This is a genomic window from Arthrobacter sp. C9C5 (assembly GCF_013359735.1).
Lineage (GTDB): Bacteria > Actinomycetota > Actinomycetes > Actinomycetales > Micrococcaceae > Arthrobacter.
Map to the genome: position 1 here is coordinate 137,201 of NZ_JABFMX010000008.1, position 18,114 is coordinate 155,314.

At 67.1% G+C, this 18,114-nt stretch carries 21 protein-coding genes; 7 read left to right on the top strand and 14 right to left on the bottom strand.

The window, feature by feature from the left end; all coding sequences use genetic code 11:
• Positions 1-22: 22 nt before the first annotated feature.
• On the bottom strand, positions 23-1,084 hold the full coding sequence (locus HNO80_RS18145) for a septum formation family protein (protein ID WP_175322387.1): 1,062 nt from the start codon (positions 1,082-1,084) through the stop codon (positions 23-25).
• Between the two features lie 328 nt (positions 1,085-1,412).
• Here HNO80_RS18145 and HNO80_RS08405 point away from each other — a divergent pair, with 328 nt between their 5' ends.
• Together HNO80_RS08405 and HNO80_RS08410 are read left to right on the top strand one after the other, a co-directional pair.
• Positions 1,413-1,646 carry a DUF3073 domain-containing protein gene (locus HNO80_RS08405; RefSeq protein ID WP_082492711.1) on the top strand — a complete coding sequence of 78 codons (234 nt, stop codon included), beginning with the start codon at positions 1,413-1,415 and terminating at the stop codon, positions 1,644-1,646.
• Between the two features lie 307 nt (positions 1,647-1,953).
• Entirely contained in the window at positions 1,954-2,730 is a 777-nt protein-coding gene (locus tag HNO80_RS08410) for a VOC family protein (protein ID WP_175322388.1), read from the top strand.
• A gap of 62 nt (positions 2,731-2,792) precedes the next feature.
• Here HNO80_RS08410 and purM read toward each other — a convergent pair whose 3' ends face one another.
• From purM to HNO80_RS08425, 3 genes are all read right to left on the bottom strand, one after another.
• Positions 2,793-3,962 (bottom strand): phosphoribosylformylglycinamidine cyclo-ligase, encoded by a 1,170-nt coding sequence (purM, locus tag HNO80_RS08415; RefSeq protein WP_175322389.1) that lies wholly within the window; start codon positions 3,960-3,962, stop codon positions 2,793-2,795.
• Complete coding sequence (gene purF, locus HNO80_RS08420; RefSeq protein ID WP_175322390.1) at positions 3,959-5,677, bottom strand: amidophosphoribosyltransferase; 1,719 nt, start codon at positions 5,675-5,677, stop codon at positions 3,959-3,961. Before purF ends, purM begins: the two co-directional genes overlap by 4 nt.
• Before the next feature lie 78 nt (positions 5,678-5,755).
• Entirely contained in the window at positions 5,756-6,082 is a 327-nt protein-coding gene (locus HNO80_RS08425) for a hypothetical protein (protein WP_175322391.1), read from the bottom strand.
• Between the two features lie 196 nt (positions 6,083-6,278).
• On the opposite strand from HNO80_RS08425, the gene HNO80_RS08430 reads away from it, so the two are divergent.
• On the top strand, positions 6,279-7,127 hold the full coding sequence (locus HNO80_RS08430; RefSeq protein ID WP_175322392.1) for a class I SAM-dependent methyltransferase: 849 nt from the start codon (positions 6,279-6,281) through the stop codon (positions 7,125-7,127).
• Positions 7,128-7,229: 102 nt separating this feature from the next.
• On the opposite strand, the gene HNO80_RS08435 is transcribed toward HNO80_RS08430, so the two are convergent.
• From HNO80_RS08435 to HNO80_RS08450, 4 genes are all read right to left on the bottom strand, one after another.
• Complete coding sequence (locus HNO80_RS08435) at positions 7,230-8,177, bottom strand: type IV toxin-antitoxin system AbiEi family antitoxin domain-containing protein (protein ID WP_175322393.1); 948 nt, start codon at positions 8,175-8,177, stop codon at positions 7,230-7,232.
• A 168-nt stretch (positions 8,178-8,345) separates the two neighbouring features.
• The gene (gene bcp, locus HNO80_RS08440) at positions 8,346-8,825 is read right to left on the bottom strand and encodes a thioredoxin-dependent thiol peroxidase (RefSeq protein WP_175322394.1); all 480 of its coding nucleotides are present in this window, start codon (positions 8,823-8,825) and stop codon (positions 8,346-8,348) included.
• Between the two features lie 129 nt (positions 8,826-8,954).
• On the bottom strand, positions 8,955-9,755 hold the full coding sequence (locus HNO80_RS08445) for a hydroxypyruvate isomerase family protein (protein ID WP_175322395.1): 801 nt from the start codon (positions 9,753-9,755) through the stop codon (positions 8,955-8,957).
• Positions 9,756-9,798: 43 nt separating this feature from the next.
• On the bottom strand, positions 9,799-9,963 hold the full coding sequence (locus HNO80_RS08450; RefSeq protein WP_175322280.1) for a glycine zipper domain-containing protein: 165 nt from the start codon (positions 9,961-9,963) through the stop codon (positions 9,799-9,801).
• A 38-nt stretch (positions 9,964-10,001) separates the two neighbouring features.
• On the opposite strand from HNO80_RS08450, the gene HNO80_RS08455 reads away from it, so the two are divergent.
• Positions 10,002-10,985 (top strand): aldo/keto reductase, encoded by a 984-nt coding sequence (locus tag HNO80_RS08455; RefSeq protein WP_175322396.1) that lies wholly within the window; start codon positions 10,002-10,004, stop codon positions 10,983-10,985.
• Between the two features lie 27 nt (positions 10,986-11,012).
• Here HNO80_RS08455 and HNO80_RS08460 read toward each other — a convergent pair whose 3' ends face one another.
• The gene (locus HNO80_RS08460; protein WP_175322397.1) at positions 11,013-11,528 is read right to left on the bottom strand and encodes a DUF488 domain-containing protein; all 516 of its coding nucleotides are present in this window, start codon (positions 11,526-11,528) and stop codon (positions 11,013-11,015) included.
• A gap of 95 nt (positions 11,529-11,623) precedes the next feature.
• Here HNO80_RS08460 and HNO80_RS08465 point away from each other — a divergent pair, with 95 nt between their 5' ends.
• Both HNO80_RS08465 and HNO80_RS08470 read left to right on the top strand, forming a co-directional pair.
• The gene (locus HNO80_RS08465; protein WP_175322398.1) at positions 11,624-12,274 is read left to right on the top strand and encodes a uracil-DNA glycosylase; all 651 of its coding nucleotides are present in this window, start codon (positions 11,624-11,626) and stop codon (positions 12,272-12,274) included.
• A 50-nt stretch (positions 12,275-12,324) separates the two neighbouring features.
• Positions 12,325-12,600 carry a hypothetical protein gene (locus HNO80_RS08470; protein WP_175322399.1) on the top strand — a complete coding sequence of 92 codons (276 nt, stop codon included), beginning with the start codon at positions 12,325-12,327 and terminating at the stop codon, positions 12,598-12,600.
• Positions 12,601-12,677: 77 nt separating this feature from the next.
• On the opposite strand, the gene HNO80_RS08475 is transcribed toward HNO80_RS08470, so the two are convergent.
• Both HNO80_RS08475 and HNO80_RS08480 read right to left on the bottom strand, forming a co-directional pair.
• The gene (locus HNO80_RS08475; protein WP_175322400.1) at positions 12,678-13,151 is read right to left on the bottom strand and encodes a hypothetical protein; all 474 of its coding nucleotides are present in this window, start codon (positions 13,149-13,151) and stop codon (positions 12,678-12,680) included.
• A gap of 305 nt (positions 13,152-13,456) precedes the next feature.
• Complete coding sequence (locus HNO80_RS08480; RefSeq protein WP_175322401.1) at positions 13,457-14,293, bottom strand: alpha/beta fold hydrolase; 837 nt, start codon at positions 14,291-14,293, stop codon at positions 13,457-13,459.
• A 169-nt stretch (positions 14,294-14,462) separates the two neighbouring features.
• Between HNO80_RS08480 and HNO80_RS08485 the strand changes: the two genes are divergently transcribed.
• Complete coding sequence (locus tag HNO80_RS08485) at positions 14,463-14,624, top strand: DUF8730 family Cys-rich protein (RefSeq protein ID WP_175322402.1); 162 nt, start codon at positions 14,463-14,465, stop codon at positions 14,622-14,624.
• 122 nt (positions 14,625-14,746) lie between these two features.
• Here the strand turns inward: HNO80_RS08485 and HNO80_RS08490 are convergent, their stop codons facing one another.
• The 3 genes from HNO80_RS08490 to HNO80_RS08500 are packed head-to-tail and all read right to left on the bottom strand — an operon-like array spanning position 14,747 to position 18,069.
• Entirely contained in the window at positions 14,747-15,691 is a 945-nt protein-coding gene (locus HNO80_RS08490) for an acetamidase/formamidase family protein (RefSeq protein WP_175322403.1), read from the bottom strand.
• Positions 15,688-17,121 carry an APC family permease gene (locus tag HNO80_RS08495; protein ID WP_175322404.1) on the bottom strand — a complete coding sequence of 478 codons (1,434 nt, stop codon included), beginning with the start codon at positions 17,119-17,121 and terminating at the stop codon, positions 15,688-15,690. The genes HNO80_RS08490 and HNO80_RS08495 overlap by 4 nt, the downstream gene beginning before the upstream one ends.
• A gap of 36 nt (positions 17,122-17,157) precedes the next feature.
• Positions 17,158-18,069 carry a proline iminopeptidase-family hydrolase gene (locus HNO80_RS08500; RefSeq protein ID WP_175322405.1) on the bottom strand — a complete coding sequence of 304 codons (912 nt, stop codon included), beginning with the start codon at positions 18,067-18,069 and terminating at the stop codon, positions 17,158-17,160.
• Positions 18,070-18,114 lie beyond the last annotated feature (45 nt).

Below are 18,114 nucleotides of genomic sequence, written 5' to 3' on the forward strand. Positions count from 1 at the left end.
TGAAGAATGCGCTGACGGAGCCCTAGAGCCGCGGAATCAGGGATTCTTTGACGACGTTCCCGCCGTCGGCCACAAAGTAGCAGTCCACCCGCCGGTCGCCATTGCCCCAGCTGGAGGAGCTGGGGTAGGCGAGCTTGTAGCTGAAGTCGTAGTTGCCGGACTTGTCCGTGAGCGGTGCCGCCTTGCAGGTATCGAGCGCCTTTTGCTTCAGCGGATCGCGGCCGGGGTAGGCGGCGTCGACCGCGTAGTGATCGACCGCCACCAGCTGTGCCGAGTGCCCCGTGTTGCAGGCCACCACCGTGGACGTGGCCGCATTCGCGTCGAAGTCCTTGAAACAGTCGCCCAGCTGGAAGTCCATCGGGTTCACGCCCTCCAGCGGCAGCGGGCCGCGGGCCGCGGGGGAGGAGGCGCCGGCAGGAGCGGAAGAGCCGCCGGCTGCCGGCTGCTGCGCGCCGGAGCCCATGGAGGACAGCCACGAGATCAGCACCCCGAGGACGACGACGGCGGCCAGGGCGGCGCCGACCTTCGCTAGGCCCAGCCGTTGGGCGGCGGCCCAGAGGGTTCGGCCCACCCGTCGGGCGCTCGTGCCCAGCCTGCCGCCCAGCTGCCGGGCGCGGGGTCCCAGGTCTGAGGCCCTGAGTTGCGCCGCCTGGGCGGAGAGCATCTTGCCCAGTTGGGAGGCGCCGGAGGCGGTCTTCCGGTTCCCGGTCTTTGGCTTCGGGGCCTCGACGCCGGCGCGTCCGCCGCCTGCGGCCGGCGGCGTGGCCCGGGTTTCGGACCGGGCGGCGGCCCGCCTGGAGGACGGCACCGCCGGCGCAGCGGTGTCCGGGGCCGCGGGCGCCGGGGCAGCGGTGTCCGGCGCCGTGCTGCTTAGGGGAGTGCTGCTTGAGGCGGTGCTGCGCGGGACGAACGGGACGGCGGACGTCGGCGGCGCGGAAGGCCGGGGCGGGATACGGACGGGAGAGGGCGTGCGTGCCGGCGGTGCCGGGAGCGGCCGCTCTCCGGCATTGTCCGCAGGGGGAACGTCAGAAATTCCGGCATCGCCGCGCCTGGCGTTCTCGTCGCTCACAGGCTTTTCGGTCACTCGGGAATTCACCTCTTCCGTGCGTCTTTGCCGGGGCTGGATGCCCGGCTCCGGGCCGCGTTTCCGGGAGCCCATCAAGAGACTCTATCGAAGAAGGCTGCCGGGCCGCATGCGCCCGGCGCATACGGCAATGCGCCGGGCCCGGTGGCAGGCGTAAGCCGTGAGCGTGCGAGGGGACCGGCAACACTGCCCACAGCTGCCCGGCCGGCGAGCAGTCCCAGCCGAAAGCATGTAATCTAGGTGTACGACAAATTGACCAAACATTCCGGGGCCTCACCGAACGCCAATGGTGACCACCTCCGGTCCGAGTACAAAAGGGGGTCACGCCATGGGGCGCGGCCGTCAAAAGGCAAAAGCTACCAAGCAGGCTCGGGATATTAAGTACTATTCCCCGAACACTGACTACTCTGCGCTTCAGCGTGAGCTCAAGAGCTCAGAGGGTCGTGCGCCGAGTCGCTTCTCGAGTGAGCCCGTTGAGCCGGATTATTCGGCTTATGTGGATAAGTACGCGGACGATGTGGAAGAGGACGACGACGAGGTAGATTCCCGTCGGATAGGTTAGTCGACACTTCTTCCGGTAATCCCTTGCCAAGCGAGGGCACCGACCAAGTTTTACAGGCCCGCCGGCCACGCCCTCTTCGGGGCGTGCCCGGCGGGTTTTTTGCGTCCGGCAATCACACGACCCTGCCGCCCCGCCCCCGGCCCGCCCGCCATTTCGACGGTTCCGCGCCCACTCGACGTATGCGCAGGGTGCCGTCGAATCGGCGCTCGGGAATCGGCGCGTGCGCACCGGGGCCGGTTGCTGGGTGCCGCGCCCCGGGCTAGTTTGGACTTGCCGGACTGTCCGGCATTCTCTGGGAAGGACTTCCATGGCGATTCGTTCGGGGTTTGCCGAAGGCGAGGTCTGCTGGGCCGACCTCCAGACTTCCGATGTGGCTGCGGCCAAGGAGTTTTACGCGGCCATCTTCGGCTGGCGGTACGAGGATAAGCCCACCCCGGACGGCCGCAGCTTCGCCCAGGCGTTCCTGGGGCAGGAACTGGTGACCGTCATCGCGCCGCAGAACCCGCAGCAGCAGCAGGCGGCGGCCCCGGGGCAGTGGAATGTCTACTTCGCCGTGGACGACGCCGCCGGGCTCGCCGCCGAATTGCCCCACACCGGCGGAACGCTGGAATTCGGCCCCGAGTCCGTGGCCGGAACCGGCGTGATGGTCTTCTTCGCCCCGCCCGGCGGAGGGACTACCGGCGCATGGCAGGCTGGCACGCACTTTGGCGCGGCACGGAGCGAGGAAGCGGGCACCTTGGCCTGGGTCGAGTTGCTCACGCCCGAGCCGCAGTCCGCCGTCGGGTTCTTTCAGCAACTCTTCCGCCACGAGGTGACCGAGTACCCGCAGGACGACGGCGGAACGTACACCACCCTGATGGTGGACGGCACAGAGGTGGCCGGGATCGCCACGGTGCCCGCGGCTGAGCGCAACCTTGAGCCGGGTTGGCAGGTGTATTTCGGGGTTCCAAGCGTCGCCCAAGCCGTAGCGACGGCGCGCGCTGCGGGCGGCGTCGTCCTCGTTGAACCGGAGGACGAGGAGGCTGGCGCCATTGCGACGCTCCGGGACCCGCAGGGAGGCGTGTTCAGCGTGCTGGAGGTTTAAACCGATCGAGTGCTCCTCCCCACCGGCGAGGGTGCCGGCGGGGTGGAGCACTCGATGAGGGTTTAAGCGTAGGCGTTGACCATCCGGACGGCGCCGCCGTCGACGCCCTTGGCGCCCTGGACGTAGTCCGGGCCGGTCTTGACCACTGAGTCGGAGTTTTCCCCGACGGTGCCCATGATCCACGAGGGCAGGCCGCGGGCGTTGAGGTGGTTCACCGCGGCGTCGGCGGCCTCCGGGGACACGATCGCCACCATGCCCACGCCCACGTTGAGGGTGCGCTCGAGGTCGGCCAGCGGGACGTTGCCCAGCTGGGAGACCAGCTTGAAGATGGCAGGCAGTTCCCAGGTGGAGCGGTCGACGGTGGCCAGCAGGCCCTGCGGCAGGACACGGGCCAGGTTGGCGGCCAGTCCGCCGCCGGTGACGTGGCTGAAGCCGTGGACGGCGCGGCCGGCAGCGGAGCCGTCCACCGGGAAGGTGCGGGCCAGGTCCAGGCAGTCGGCGGCGTACACGCGGGTGGGCTCCAGGAGCTCCTCGCCCAAGGTGCGCTCGAATTCGGAGACGTGCCGGTCCAGGGCCCAGCCGGCGTGGTTGACGACGCGGCGGACCAAGGAGTAGCCGTTGGAGTGCAGGCCGGACGAGGCCATGCCGATCACCACGTCGCCGGCGCGGACGCGCTCCGGACCCAGCAGCGACTCGGCCTCGACCACGCCGGTGGCGGCGCCGGCGACGTCGTACTCGTGCTCACCCAGCAGGCCCGGGTGCTCGGCGGTCTCGCCGCCCACCAGTGCGGTGCCGGCGACCGAGCAGGCGGCTGCGATGCCGCGGACGATGTCGGCGATTCGCTCCGGGACCACCTTGCCGCAGGCGATGTAGTCGGTCATGTAGAGCGGCTCGGCGCCCACCACCACGATGTCGTCCACCACCATGCCCACCAGGTCGAAACCGATGGTGTCGTGGATGTCCATGGCCTGGGCGATGGCCACCTTGGTGCCGACGCCGTCGGTGGAGGTGGCCAGCAACGGCCGCTTGTAGGTGAGCAGCTTCGAAACGTCGTAGAGTCCGGCAAAGCCGCCGACGCCGCCGATCACCGAGGAGTTGTGGGTCGCCTTGACGGCGTCCTTCATGAGTTCGACGGCGCGGTCGCCCGCTTCGACGTCGACGCCGGCGGAGGCGTAGGTAATGCCGGTGTTCCGGGCGTCGTTCATGTCAGCGGCCGGGGAGGCGGAAGTCATACTGGCTCTTTCTTGTCGGCATCATGCTTGTCGGCGGGTACGCGGTCGGCGTCGGTGAGCAGTTCTTCGAATTCGGCGTCGGGCCCCGGATCGCAACCCGTGGCGCCGGCCTTTTCGGCCGGATCCTCGTTGGCCGGAATGGCGGCGTCGGACGCGGCGTTGGCGGCGGCGTCGGCCTCGGGGGTCCCTGCGGCCGGGCTCCCGGCGGCGGGGCGCGGCGTGCCGGGCAGGCCGACAAGCTGTCCGACAGAGTCGGGGCGTTCCAGCAGGTTCTTGCCGAGATTGTCGGCGCCGGGCAGCTCGATCGGGTACTGGCCGGTGAAGCAGGCCGTGCACAGGCGTTCGCGCGGCTGCCGGGTGGCGCCGATCATGCCGTCCTCGGAGATGTACGCGAGCGAGTCCGCGCCGATGGCCTGGGAGATCTCTTCGATCGTCGCGCCGTTGGCGATCAGCTCCGCACGGGAGGCGAAGTCGATGCCGTAGAAGCAGGGCCACTTCACCGGCGGGGAGGAGATCTTCACGTGCACGGCGGCGGCGCCGGCTTCGCGCAGCATCCGTACGATGGCGCGCTGGGTGTTGCCCCGGACGATCGAGTCATCCACCACCACCACGCGTTTGCCGCGGATTACGGACTCCAGGGCGTTGAGCTTGAGCCGGATGCCGAGCTGGCGCAGCGTCTGCGAGGGCTGGATGAAGGTGCGGCCCACATAGGCGTTCTTGACGAAGCCGTGCGCGAACGGGATGCCGGATTCCTCGGCGTAGCCGACGGCGGCCGGGGTGCCCGATTCCGGCACGGGGATGACGATGTCCGCTTCCTGGGTGTTCTCGCGGGCCAGCTGGCGGCCCATCTCCACGCGGGACTCGTAGACGGAGCGGCCTGCGATCGCGGCGTCCGGGCGGGCGAGGTACACGTACTCGAAGACGCAGCCGGCCGGCGTCGGCTCGGCGAAGCGCTGGGAGCGTACGCCCTGTTCGTCGATGGCGATGAATTCGCCGGGTTCGATCTCGCGGATGAAGCTTGCGCCGACGGTGGCGAGGGCGGACTGTTCGGAGGCCACCACCCAGCCGCGCTCCAGCCGGCCCAGGACCAGCGGGCGGATGCCGTAGGTGTCGCGGGCGGCGTAGAGGGTGCCTTCATCCATGAAGACGAAGCAGAAACCGCCCTTGATCTTGGGCAGCAGTTCCAGGGCGGTCTGTTCGAGGGACTTGCCCTCCTCGCCCTCCAGCAGGGCCGTGACCAGGGCGGTGTCCGACGTGTTGCCCTGCTTCATTTCGCCGGTGAGCTGGCCGCCGTTGCGGTCCATGATCATGGCTTTGAGCTCGGCGGTGTTGGTGAGGTTGCCGTTGTGCGCCAGGGCGACGGTGCCGGTGGCGGTGGCCCCGAGGGTGGGCTGGGCGTTGGCCCAGTGGCTCGCCCCGGTGGTGGAGTAGCGGCAGTGGCCGACGGCCAGGTGCCCGGTCAGGGTGTTCAGCGTGGTCTCGTCGAAGACCTGGGATACGAGGCCCATGTCCTTGTAGACGTTGATGCGCTTGCCGTCGCTGGTGGCAATACCAGCCGACTCCTGACCGCGGTGCTGCAGCGCGTACAGCCCGTAATAGGTGAGTTTTGCTACCTCTTCGCCGGGAGCCCAGACCCCGAAGACGCCACATGCGTCCTGCGGGCCTTTTTCGCCAGAGAGAAGGTCATGAGAAAGTTTTCCATCGCCGCGTGCCACTGGTCGATTATCTCACGTTGTGCGCTAGGACTTTTCCGGGGGCCGGTTTATGACCTGCCGGCCTGACGGCCTGACCGCTTAGGCGCGGTCCTCGCCGTCGGTGTCAGGCACCGAGTCCGGGACGGACTCGACGACGGCGCGCTCGGCGCGGCGGACGCTCAGCCGGTCCAGCACCAGTGCGACGGCGGCACCGAGGATGGCACCGCCGGCGATGCAGAAGGTCAGGAAGAAGCCGAAGACGGAGTTGGCATCATAGCCCTCGTCGCCGGGCAGGCCGTAGGCGATGACGGCCGCCACCACGACGCCCAGCAGCCCGCCCAGGATCAGGAACGGGACGTACTTCGGAGCGCGGCGGACGGTGACGGAGCGGCGTTCGGGCGCAACGGGGGTGTCTTCAGGAGCCATGCCGTTAAGCCTACTGCCCCCGCGGGCGCTGCTTTTTCGCCGGCGTTTTCGCGCCGGTTCCGGACCGCCGCTACGCGGATCCGCGGCGCGTTTGTCCGGATCCGTGGCGGAACTCCGGGACCCTAGCGGGAACCCGGGCGGCGGGGCACACTAAGGGGTGGGGGAGGGTGCGGTCCGGACTTTTTAAGGACGCACCATGTCAGTTGCAGCGGACAGTATCCGGGACCGGCAGCGCATCATCTGGGACCAGTTCGCGGCGGGCTGGAAAAAGTGGGACGCGGAACTGCTCGGCTGGCAGGCTCCCTTTGGCGACGCCGTCATCCAGGACGCCAGGCTCCAGCCGGACTCCATAGTGCTCGATGTCGCCTCAGGCACAGGCGAGCCCGGGCTCACCGCGGCGACCCTGGTGCCAGACGGTGAAGTGGTCCTGACCGACATCTCGGCCGGAATGTTGCGCGTGGCCGAGGAGAAAGCGTCCGCACGGGGCCTGGCCAACGTGAGCTTCAGTGTCTGCGACGCCGCGGAGCTGCCCTTCGACGACGGCACGTTCGACGCCGTCCTGTGCTGTTTCGGCGTCACGTTCTTTCCCGACATGAAAGCCGCCCTGCGGGAGATGGTGCGGACGGCCAAGCCCGGGGCGAGGATCAGCGCCGCCGTCTGGGGCCGGCCCGCGGAAAATCCGTGGGCGAGCCTCATCCTCGGCACCCTCGCCCATCACACGGAACTGCCTTCCCCGCCCGCGGACATGCCCGGACTGTTCCGTTGCTCCCCGCCGGGCTTCATGCCACGGATGTTCAGGGACGCCGGCCTGGTGGAGGTGGCGGAGCGCAAGGTCAGCACGGACCTGGTGCATGACTCCCCGGAAAGCTACTGGGAGTTCATCACTGATATCGCGACCACGGTGGCCACGGGCCTGGCCATGGCGGACAAGGAAGCACGGTTGCTGATCCGCTCCGACGTGTTCCAGATGCTGGGCCGCTATGAGCACCAGGGCGCGCTCAGGCTCCGGTCGACGGCGACGATCGTGGCGGGCACCCGGGCGTAGCCCTTGTCCGCGGCGGATTCCGCGCCGGTTTCGGACCGATGCACCCCGGATCCGGGCCGCGGCTGTCCGGAACCGGCGCGGATTTCCGGAAGCAGCGCGGCATCACCGGCGGCAGGCCGGCCTGACCAGCCGAGGGACCCTGTGGGCAGTGAGGAGCGCCGCGAATTTCGCCGGCCCGGAGATCTCGGCCCAGGTCCAACGGATGACCCGCCGCCCGGTGGCGCGGATCCGGTCCTCGCGGGCCTTCTCGTCGATGACGACTTCGGAGGCGGTCCGTCCCTGGAGGTATTCGGCCTTCTGGTACTTGACCAGGCCGTCGAATTCCCCGCACAGCCGCTCCTCCGGCCACTCAAAATCCGTGTAGGCGGCCAGTCCGCGGGCATCGCGGATGGGTGTCTGCAACCGAGGGGGCTCGAAGCCCAGCCGATGCATCAGCGCGCGGCTCACCGATTCCCCGGGAGATCCTGACGCAGGGTCTGCGAAGTCGATCGCAGCCCGGATTCTGCGCGCCGCTGCCGCGCTGTAGTTGGTTCCGATGCCGTCATCGAGCTCCTCCTTGCTCAGTGCAGGCAGCCCAGGCTGCGGACGCAGCACGTGGTCAAGCACCGCGACGGCCTGTTCAAATGACTCGAACGCCGCCAGATCCAGGACGGTCCGGAGCCGCCCCGTGACCAGCAGCCCCCGGCGCTCTTCGACCTGCAGGGACGTCTGATCGGCGTAATGCCGACGGACACCCGCCCGCGAGCGGCCACCGCCGTCGTCGGAGGTGCAGGCATGCACCAGCGTGGGGCGGCCCAGCACCGGGAGGTCCCACAGTGCGGCCGAGGACTTCCGGCAGAACACGGTGCGGCTTTGCAGCGTCGAGGCGGCCGCCTGGATCAGGAGCGGATACCGGTCCCAGCTCGACAGCGCGTCCCAGGCCGCCGACTGAACGTAGACGCCCCGCCTGATGCGGCGCAGCTCGCCCGCCGCGGCCCGGCGGCACAGTTCGCGCGCGTCCCGGCCGAGCCGTGCCGAGTCGCTGCTGAGAATGAGCCCGGGAAGTTCCATGCCCCGATGCTGTCCTGCCGCCCGGTCGTCGGCAACGGGCTCGACGGCGGATGTGGACAACTCGTGCTGTGGCTGCGGATTTCCGCTGCGCTTTCGGACGGAGGCAGGCCGGATCGGGTGCGCCCCGGTCCGGAACCGGCGCGGATTTCCGGAACCGGCGCTGAATCCCTAGACGCCGAGTTCGTCCTTCAGCGCGGCGACGTGGCCCTCGGCCTTGACCTGGTACTGCGCTAGCTTGACCTTGCCCTCGGGATCGAGGACCACGGTGGAGCGGACAATGCCCTCGGTGATCTCGCCGCGGACCAGTTTCTCGCCCCAGGCGCCGTAGGCGAGGGCCACGGCGTGATCCTCGTCGGCCAGCAACGGGAAGGTCAGTGCGAAGTCGCCGGTGAAGTGCGCCAGCGCCTCGGGGGCGTCCGGGGAGATGCCCAGGACTTCATAGCCGGAGCCCTGCAGGGAGGCCAGGCTGTCGCGGAAGTCGCAGGCTTCGGTGGTGCAGCCCGGAGTGGCGGCCTGCGGGTAGAAGTACACAATGACGTTCTTGCCGCGGTAGTCGGCGAGGGACACCGGCTTGCCCTCGGCGTCGGGCAGCGTGAAATCGGGGGCCGGGGTTCCGGGCTGAAGCTTGACGGTGAGGTTCTGGCTCATGGGAGTCCTTCGCTTAATGGCGGCTGGAAATTGATCTGTGGTGCACAACACGCCGGGCGGATCCGGTATTCCGGCGGCCCGCGGACCCGGACGGGGCAAGAGTTCGACGACGGCGCCCCCGGCGGCCGGTCAGCGGCTCGCGGGCTGGCGGCGGGCCCAGTCGAAGGCCGTCGCGGCCGTCGCCTGGTACTCGAGGCCAATGCGGCCCGCGTAGCCTAGTTCGCGGCTGCGGGCGATCCACTGCTCCAGCGGCAGCTCGCCGGTTCCGGGAGCCCCGCGGCCGGGGGAGTCCGCGATCTGGATGTGGCCGAAGTCTTGGGCGTGCTCTTCGATGACGGCGTCGACGTCGTCGCCGTTGACCGAGAGGTGATAGAAGTCGGCGAGCAGCTTGATGTTCGCCGCACCGGTTTCCTCCTTGACCCGGGAGATGACGCGGAGGGCGTCGTCGGCGGTGCGGAGCGGGTAGTCCGGGGCGCCGCTGACCGGTTCGAGCAGCACGGTGCCCCCGATGCGGGCCACGGCGGCATCGGCGGCTGTGAGGTTCTGGACGGCCAGCTCGTCCTGGGCTTCGGGGGTGTGACCGGCCTGCCGGTTGCCGTAGAGGGCGTTGAAGGAGGTGCAGCCGAGCCGCCCGCCGATGCCGGCCACCACATCGACGTTGTCCTTGAACTCGGAGGAGCGGCCGATCCAGGACACGAGGCCGCGGTCGCCGGCGGGCATGTCACCGGCGTTGAAGTTCAGGCCAACCAGCTGGACCCCCGCGTCCGTAATCGCGCGCTCAAAGCGGCTGAGCTCGGCGTCGCCGGGGACGGAACTGTCGAAGGGCCACCAGAACTCGACGGCGTCAAAACCGGCCGCCTTCACCGCCGCCGGGCGCTCCAGGAGCGGCAGCTCGGCAAGCATGATGGAGCAATTCACGGAGAAGTTCATGACGGTTCTTTCTGCAGGTCTTTCTGGCGCGAACGGGGCGGACCTACCGCCGTTTCCGGGGATCCTTCCGGGCCGCCAGGCCCACCAGCGCCCCAATCGCCAGGCCGATCAACAGGCCGGTGAAAGGCTTGTCCACGGTGGCCACGCCGACGGCAAAGCCGATGGCCGCGCCAACGAGCATTCCGATCCACAAGGACTCGTACTTCACAGCCTCAGGCTAGCAAGCCAACACCCTATAGTCGGAGCATGGAACAGCGAATCTTGGGCAAGACCGGACGGAACGTCTCCATTGTTGGGCTGGGCACCTGGCAGCTCGGAGGGGACTGGGGCAACGTGGATCCCGCGCAGGCACAGGCCATCCTGGCCGCCTCCGTGGAAGCCGGCGTCACGTTCTTCGACACCGCCGACGTCTACGGCGACGGCCGCAGCGAGCAGGCGATCGGCGCCTTCCTCGCGGACAACCCGGGCCTGGGCATCACGGTGGCCACCAAGATGGGCCGCCGGCTGGAGCAGCGGCCGGAAAACTACAACCTCGCCAACTTCCGCGAATGGACGGACCGGTCCCGGCGCAACCTCGGCGTCGAACAGCTCGACCTGGTCCAGCTGCACTGCCCTCCCACCGATGTCTACAGCAACGCCGAGGTGTACGACGCGCTGGACACCCTGGTGGCCGAGGGTGCCATCCGGAACTACGGCGTCAGCGTGGAGCGGACCGACGAAGCCCTCGAGGCCATGCGCCACGAAGGCACGGCCACCGTGCAGATCATCCTCAACGCCTTCCGGCTCAAGCCGCTGGACGAGGTGCTGCCCGCGGCGGTGGCCGCCGGCGTCGGCATCATCGCCCGCGTGCCGCTCGCCTCGGGGCTGCTGTCCGGCAAGTACACACCGGACACGTCCTTCGCGGCGGACGACCACCGGAACTACAACCGCGCCGGCGCGGCGTTCGACGTCGGGGAGACCTTCTCCGGCGTGGACTTCGGGGAGGGCCTCAAGGCGGTGGCCGCGTTCCAGGAACTGGTACCCGACGGCGTCAGCACCGCCCAGGCGGCCCTCGCTTGGATCACGGCGCAGGAAGGCGTCAGCACGGTGATCCCGGGGGCGCGGAACGTCGAGCAGGCCCGCGCCAACGCCGAAGCGGCGTCGGTCAGTGGCATTGACGCAACGTTCGACGTCGGCGTCCACGAAATCTACGACCGCTACTTCCGCGCATCGATCCACCCGCGCTGGTAGGGGGCGGTCCGGTTGGCGGCCCGGCCGTCACTCCGCCGGGTACCACACCCGGTGGCCGTCGACGCGGGCGAACGAGGTCAGAGTGTGTGGTTTGGCGGACTTTTCGCTCATGATGTCCAGCACCTCGACACCGCGGGCCAGGAGCGCGTCACCGATCAGCGAACGGTGGCAGCGCCACGGGACGGCTTCCGCGCACATGATCGCCGCATCGTTGCTCCGCCCGCGTTCCAGCAACTGGGCGACGGCGGCGGAGAACTCGTCGGTCTGCATGTAGTCCGCGTAGCCCCGGAACGATGCGTTGCGCCAGGCGCCATTGGCACTGTCTTTGGTGGTGTGCCGCAGACCGCCGAGGGATTCCATCCGCCGGTACGTGATGCCGTTGGCCCGCACGCTCGCCGCGAGTGCCTCCGCGTTGAACTGCGGGTTGTGCCGCGACTTCGGGATGGTGCGCACGTCGATCAGCTTCTTGATGCCGTGCGCCTTGAGCATGCCGATGAATTCGTCGATGGGATGAGTGGAGTGTCCCACCGTATAGATGGTCATGTCCCCATGCTAGGGCGGGACCAGGGCCCGTGCCCGTGCGGAAGCTCCGCGGATAGTCTGGGTGAGCTACGAGCCGCCAAGGGAACAGGTCCGGAATGATTGCACCCTCCATCGAGAACTTTGTTGACCAGCTCGCGGCCGTGGAAACCGGGCCGGGGTGCGCCAACTTCTTCGACCACACCCAGCCCGCGAATGCGCAGCGCCGGCGGAACCTGGCGCTCTACCTGCAGGAAATGCGGGACCGTTCGCCCAAGGTGCTGCTGGTGGGGGAAGCCCCGGGCTTCAGGGGCATGCGGATCACCGGGGTACCGTTCACCAACCGCACCATCCTGGAGGGGCCCGCCAACGCCTTTGGCCTGTTCGGCCCGGGCAAGGGCTACGTGCTGCCCCCGGACGCTGCGGGCATTGCGGCGGAGCCGACCGCCACGGTGATGTGGGAGGTGCTGGCGGAGCTGGAGTTCCTTCCGCTGCTCTGGAGCGCCTGCCCGTGGCACACCCACGTGCCCGGACGGCCCCTGTCCAACCGCACCCCCACGGCGTCCGAAGCCGCGCTCGGAACCCCCTTTTGGCAGGCGCTGAAGCAGGAGTTTGCGATCGAGGCGGTGGTGGCTGTGGGCAACGTGGCGCACCGCAGCCTGCAGCACAGCGGCCTGGACGTGCCGAAAATCAGGCATCCCGCGCACGGCGGCCGGGCCGGATTCAAACGCGGGCTGGAAGAACTGATCGCGTCCGGCGCCGGCCGGTAGAGCTCCAAGTTAGTGTGGGAGAAGTCCATCCGCGGATGAAAGGCAGTGCAATGAGTGATCCGAATGAGCCAAGCAACGATCCCGCCGGCCTGCGTGGGCCGGGCGACACCGACGCAGCGAAAGAGCGCCAGCAGCAGAACGACTCCGACGACGTCGAGGCCCGCCAGCCGCACGCCGAACCGGGCCGCGCCGGAAATATCCGCGAGGAACAGCAAACCCAGGCCGCCGGAACTGTGCCCGCGGCCTACATCGGGTCAGGCGACCCGACGTCGGACGACAAGCCGGAAGACGCCGTCGGCGCCGGGGGATGGGACGACGAAGTCTAGCGCCGCTCGCGAGCTCCGGGCGCAGGAAAACCAAGGGATGTCCCTTGGCTTTCCGGTGAAGAGACAGCTCCCGGGGGTCAGTGACGGAGGGTTGCCACGTCACTCATGTCCCAGCGGGTCCAGTCGGACCAGTGGTTGCCGACGCGCACCCGGAACGACACGAGCTGGTAGACCTTCTCGTCGCCGCGGCGGTTCGGTACCCAGTCATAGCTGTGGATGGTGACGTCGTCGTGCCGGTAGAAGTACTTCCAGAACGTCGACCTGCCGAGGAAGTCATCGTTCCGGCGGCCGTGGTCGTCCTCGTAGCGCAACTGGCGGATCTGCACTGTCCGGTGGTCCCGGCAGTCGACCTCGATGCGGAAATCGACCCAGTGGCTGCGTTCGGTCGGCTTGAGCGGGTCCACGGTACAGCCGTAGAGGAACCGGGAAGCCTCGGCCGGTGCGGCCAAGGCGACGGGGCCGCCGATGAGGCCCAGGGTGACGGCCGAGATCAGGGCGAACCTGGCTGCCCGAGGGCGGGCCTTTGCTGGTGATGGGGTGGTGATGGTCATGTCTTTGGTGCTCCTACTGGAGGATGCGGTTCAAGCGGGTTGGACGGCGCGTGCGGGTCACGATCACAATCAGAGGCGCCGCAAACACGGCGGTGCTGATGTCCAGTTTCGATTGGCTCGCCCGTGCTAAATGCGGGCTATGTCCGGGGCCTGCAGCAGGGATGCCCGGTAATTCAATCGTGCGCCTGTCGCCACCCATGCGCCAGAGTCGGCGGCACTTTTTAAAACCGCTACGGAAACGGACGGGCGCACCCCGGACCCGAGGTGCGCCCGTCCGAAACCGGCGCGGAAACCGCCGCTACGGCCTACTTCGCCAGGAACCCCAGCAGCGCCTCGTTGACCTCCGCGGCATGGGTCCAGAGCATCCCGTGCGGGGCGCCGTCGATCTCTACGTACTCCGCCTCCGGAAGGGCCTTGGCGAAGCGGCGGCCGGTGACATCGATCGGCAGGATCTGGTCCGCGGTGCCGTGGACGATCAGGGACGGGACGTCGATCTTGGGGATGTCGCCGCGGAAATCGGTGAGCCAGGTGGGCTGCGCGGCTGCGGACGCCGTCGGGCCGCCGGCGGTGGCGAGGTTCCAGCCGGCCCGCATGACTTCCTCGCTGAGCCGCGGCGTGCCCAGGAAGGTGTCGCTGTTGTAGAAGTTCTTGAAGAAGTCGGTGAAGAAGGCGTAGCGGTCGGCCGTGACCGCCTCCATCAGGCCGTCGAACACGGACTGCGGGACGCCGTCGGGGTTGTCCTCGGTCTGCAGCACGTACGGCTCCAGCGAGCCGAGGAAGACTGCCTTCGCTACGCGCGCCGAGCCGTAGCTGCCCAGGTAGCGGCCCACTTCGCCGGTGCCCATCGAGAAGCCCACCAATACGGCGTCGTTGAGGTCCAGGCTGGTCATCAGGGTGTTGAGGTCCGCGGCGAAAGTGTCGTAGTCGTAGCCGTCGGTAGGCTTGCTGGACTTGCCGAAACCGCGCCGGTCGTAGGTGATCACACGGTAGCCGGCGGCCAGGAGCGCGGCGGTCTGCTTCTCCCAGGACGAGCCGTCCAGCGGGTAGCCGTGGATCAGGACCACCGGCTGCCCGGCCCCGTGGTCTTCGTAGTAGAGCTCGACGTCGGTGCTGTTCTCGGTTCCAACCTTGATGTATGCCATGAAGCGATCCTCTCGGTACGGTCTGAAGTCAGTGCGTGCGTCCCGTCGACGGGTCCCACTGTAGGGAACTAACGCCCCTGGGCGGCAGGGTGTTCCATGAACTTGCGCAACATACCCCCAGGGGTATAGTTGATTAAGGATTCAAGGACCTAGCCAAGGGAGACACCAGATGTGCCGACAGGTTGCATGCAAGAAGTGCGGTAAGACCACGTGGGCCGGCTGCGGCCAACACGTTGACCAGGTCATGCGCGGCGTCAAGAGCGCGGACCGCTGCAAGGGCCATGCAGACGAGCCCAAGACCGGCTTCTTCGCCAAGCTCTTCGGCCGCTAGGCACTACGGGGCCCGGACGACGACGGCGGCCGTCACCTTCCGCCGTCGTCCTAGCCGCCCTTTGACTAAGAGGCTGAGCCCGCCGCGGTATCGCGACGGGCTCAGCCTCTCGGGGTTTGGACTCAGGAATGTGCCTTCAGCACACTCTTGGGCAGACGGTGGACGGTGACTGCTCCCACCGGGGTGAAAGGATGGAGCGGATCCGGTGTTGAGGACCCGGTCGGACCGCCTAGCCGGGAGTCCCCGACGGCGCTCAGAACGGCGTAAGCGTCTTCCCGTTGCCAGCCATGGTCTTGGACGAGGAAGTGGAACATATCCTCGTAGCCGCGGGTGATGCTTTCCTGTACAGGGTCCCCTAAGCCAACGAAGATCCAGTGCTCGCCGGTTTCAATTCTGGGCGCCCGAAGATTCATCGCCTTGGCGAGTTCGATGCTCACGACGGCTGTTCCCTCAGCCTCAATTGCCACGAAGGAAGACTCCCCCTCCGCCATTAGGGCATGAATATCTCCGATAGAGAGATAAGCGCCCTCCACCATGACGGGAAGGTAGACCTTCGAGCCCGGACGGCAGCCAGTCAGGTCCATATTGCCGCCCCCCGCGAAGCTCGGCATGACAGTCGAATTCTCCCCCTCGGCCGGTGCCGTGCCGATACAGCCGATCATGGGCTGGGCATCGAAGACGTGCCGGTCTGTCACGTGCACGCCGTCTGCATCTATAGGGATCCGGCGGGTGAACATCTCCTCGCCCATTACGTGGCGCAGCGCTCCCGTTCCCGGCAGGCTGACGGACCAGCCGGAGTCTTTGAGCAGGATCTCGTGAATCGTGACGACCAGGGCATCGCCAGGCTCGGCTCCGTCCACGAAGACCGGTCCCGTGACCGGGTTGATGCCCACGGAAAGTTGGTCCAGGTCGTGATGCTCGTGCAATTCCGCGTACACGGCGTCGCTCGTCTCGAAGGCGATCCGCTCCCCGGTCCCGGGAGCGATCCGAAGCGCGGGCTCCTCGTGTGCGGAGAAAGAGAATTTCCCGTTGGATTTGTCGAGGAAATGATCAGCGGTTACGGTCACGGCTGGGATTCCTTTCCGCTCATGACCAGCTCTGGATCATCGCTGCTGCCGTCCGACAAGTCCGGCGTCCGGCCGGTGAATTTGTAGTAGGCGAAGACAGCAGCGCCCACCACCAGCCAGATAGCGCCGCCGATTTTGGCCTCGGGAGCCGCGTTGAGCAGGACATAGCCAATGATCAGGAAGCCCAGGATGGGCACCGCAAGATGCAGAAGGTAGTTCTTCGACTTTTTGCGCACGACGTAGTGAACGATGACCGAGACGTGCAGAAGCAGGAACCCAAACAATGCCCCGAAGTTTACAAGAGCGGAAATGACGTCGATCTGTCCTACGAAGAACAGGACTAGGATCGCCGAGATGGCGGACACCATAATGATGGCGTTCCGGGGTACCTGGCGGGCATCGATCCGGGACAGGAACTTGGGCAGCTGACGGTCTCGGCTCATTGAGTAGAGAAGCCGCGAGGTGGCGGCCTGCGCCGCCATGGCGTTTGCGACGCCGATCGCGAGCACGTTGACTACAAAGAAGGCCGTCATCCAGCCGCTGTTGGAGGCAGCCTCAACGATGGTGAAGAAGGCGTTGCCCACCTCGTCGTCGTTGAATGAGGGGCGGCCTGCCGCCAGAGCGCTGGCCAGCCAAGTCTGCACGATGAACAGGAATGCCACGAGGAACAGTGCCAGAATCATTGCGCGGCCAGCCGCATTACGGCCGCCGGTAGCCTCCTCCGACATGGTCGAGATGCCGTCAAATCCAAGGAAGCTCAACACTGCGATAGACAGTGCCGAGGCGATCAGCGGGCCCGTGACCTTACTCGCGTCCCAGATCGGGTTCATTGTCAGCTCGGCCCCGGGGACGGTGTGTCCGGCCAGGGCATTGACCGCGATGACGATGAAGATCACGACAAAGATGAGTTCGATCGCAAGGAAGACGCGGTTCATCCGCTTGATGGAGCTGATGCCGAGCAGGTTGACTACGGTGTTGACCGCGACAAAGATCAACGCCCACAGCCAGCGAGGCGAATCGGGGAAGATCCCCACCATCGACTCGGCGGCGAATACGTACAGCAGCGTCGGGACCAGAAGATAGTCCAGCAGGATTGCCCAGCCGGCGAAGAACCCGGCCGTGGGATGGATTCCGCGTCCCACGTAGGAGAATACAGAGCCGGCGAGTGGGATGGACTTTGCCATCTGCTGGTACGCGAGGGCGGTAAAGATCATAGCGACAAGGCCGATCACGTATACGAGCGGGACCATCCCTCCCGCCGCGTTGTAGACGACGCCGAAGATCGCCCACGGAGCGATCGGCACCATGAAGACCAGTCCGTAGACCAGCAGATCCGTGGTGGAAACCGATCGTTTGAGTTCCTGTTTGTAGCCGAAGGCTTCGAGCTGCTGTTGGGCGCTGAGTTCAGGGGGGCTTGCTGGGTTTGCCATCGAATTCTTTCTGGGAGTGAGGTGGTTGTGGTGGTCCTAGACAAGGGTGTGGTGGTCGTGGCGGGCCAAGTGGGCTGCGATGACGGCCCGGAAAGCCTCAGGTTGTTCGAGGTGTGAGCAGTGGCTTGCCCCGGCGAAGACGTGGCTGGTGACCTCTGGAATATTGGCGATGAAAGGTGCCCAGGTAGCAGGGGTTGCTTCGTCATGTTCACCGGCTACCACCAGCGTCGGGGCGGTCACCCGCTCCAACCGGTCGACGATGCTCCAGTTGCGCAGTGTTCCGATGACGTGGAACTCGTTGGGGCCGTTCATTGTGTGGTAAACCGTCGGTTCGGCCTCCATCTGAGCCACGCTCTCCTCGAAATCTGCTGGGAAAGGCGTGGTGCGGCAAACATGGCGCTCGTAGAAGGCCATGGTGGCAGCAGCGTACGCAGGGGAAGTCACCGTGCCCGCTTTCTCGTGGAACGTCAGCGCATCTTGGACATCTCGGGGCAGCCGCTCCCTGAGATCTGCGGCGGCGTCCGCCCACAGCCCCATTGAAGCGGGGGAGTTGCAGATGGATAGGCTCGCCAGGCCCGACGGCTGTCGCACGGCGATTTCCGCGCCCAGCATGCCACCCCAGGACTGCCCGAGAAGATGGAAGTCTCCGATCTGGAAGTGCGCAAGGAGGCTGAGGAACTCATCGACAAACAGCTGCGGAACCCAGAAATCCGCCGGGGCATCGGGCAGATGCGAGCTGTTTCCACAGCCCAGCTGGTCGTAAAGGATGACAGTGCGGCCGGTTTCCGTCAGGGCCGCCAGGTTCTTCAGGTAGTTATGAGCCATGCCCGGTCCGCCGTGAAGCACGATTAGGGGGAGCGCTCCAGCTACGGGGAGATCCGGGGTGAAGAGCGCCACCCAGGTCTCCCATTGGCGGAAGGGGACTCTATGTGTTGTGAGGGTTGTCACGCAAAATCCTTTGGTCGGGCGTGAGCATCATCCTTGCGCACTAAT

Excerpts from the sequence above, each read along its gene's own strand:
- HNO80_RS08405 (WP_082492711.1), top strand. The coding sequence starts at position 1,413 with ATGGGGCGCGGCCGTCAAAAGGCAAAAGCTACCAAGCAGGCTCGGGAT.
- HNO80_RS08410 (WP_175322388.1), top strand. The coding sequence starts at position 1,954 with ATGGCGATTCGTTCGGGGTTTGCCGAAGGCGAGGTCTGCTGGGCCGAC.
- purM (WP_175322389.1), bottom strand. The coding sequence starts at position 3,962 with ATGACTTCCGCCTCCCCGGCCGCTGACATGAACGACGCCCGGAACACC.
- HNO80_RS08425 (WP_175322391.1), bottom strand. The coding sequence starts at position 6,082 with ATGGCTCCTGAAGACACCCCCGTTGCGCCCGAACGCCGCTCCGTCACC.
- HNO80_RS08430 (WP_175322392.1), top strand. The coding sequence starts at position 6,279 with ATGTCAGTTGCAGCGGACAGTATCCGGGACCGGCAGCGCATCATCTGG.
- HNO80_RS08435 (WP_175322393.1), bottom strand. The coding sequence starts at position 8,177 with ATGGAACTTCCCGGGCTCATTCTCAGCAGCGACTCGGCACGGCTCGGC.
- bcp (WP_175322394.1), bottom strand. The coding sequence starts at position 8,825 with ATGAGCCAGAACCTCACCGTCAAGCTTCAGCCCGGAACCCCGGCCCCC.
- HNO80_RS08445 (WP_175322395.1), bottom strand. The coding sequence starts at position 9,755 with ATGAACTTCTCCGTGAATTGCTCCATCATGCTTGCCGAGCTGCCGCTC.
- HNO80_RS08455 (WP_175322396.1), top strand. The coding sequence starts at position 10,002 with ATGGAACAGCGAATCTTGGGCAAGACCGGACGGAACGTCTCCATTGTT.
- HNO80_RS08460 (WP_175322397.1), bottom strand. The coding sequence starts at position 11,528 with ATGACCATCTATACGGTGGGACACTCCACTCATCCCATCGACGAATTC.
- HNO80_RS08465 (WP_175322398.1), top strand. The coding sequence starts at position 11,624 with ATGATTGCACCCTCCATCGAGAACTTTGTTGACCAGCTCGCGGCCGTG.
- HNO80_RS08470 (WP_175322399.1), top strand. The coding sequence starts at position 12,325 with ATGAGTGATCCGAATGAGCCAAGCAACGATCCCGCCGGCCTGCGTGGG.
- HNO80_RS08475 (WP_175322400.1), bottom strand. The coding sequence starts at position 13,151 with ATGACCATCACCACCCCATCACCAGCAAAGGCCCGCCCTCGGGCAGCC.
- HNO80_RS08480 (WP_175322401.1), bottom strand. The coding sequence starts at position 14,293 with ATGGCATACATCAAGGTTGGAACCGAGAACAGCACCGACGTCGAGCTC.
- HNO80_RS08485 (WP_175322402.1), top strand. The coding sequence starts at position 14,463 with ATGTGCCGACAGGTTGCATGCAAGAAGTGCGGTAAGACCACGTGGGCC.
- HNO80_RS08495 (WP_175322404.1), bottom strand. The coding sequence starts at position 17,121 with ATGGCAAACCCAGCAAGCCCCCCTGAACTCAGCGCCCAACAGCAGCTC.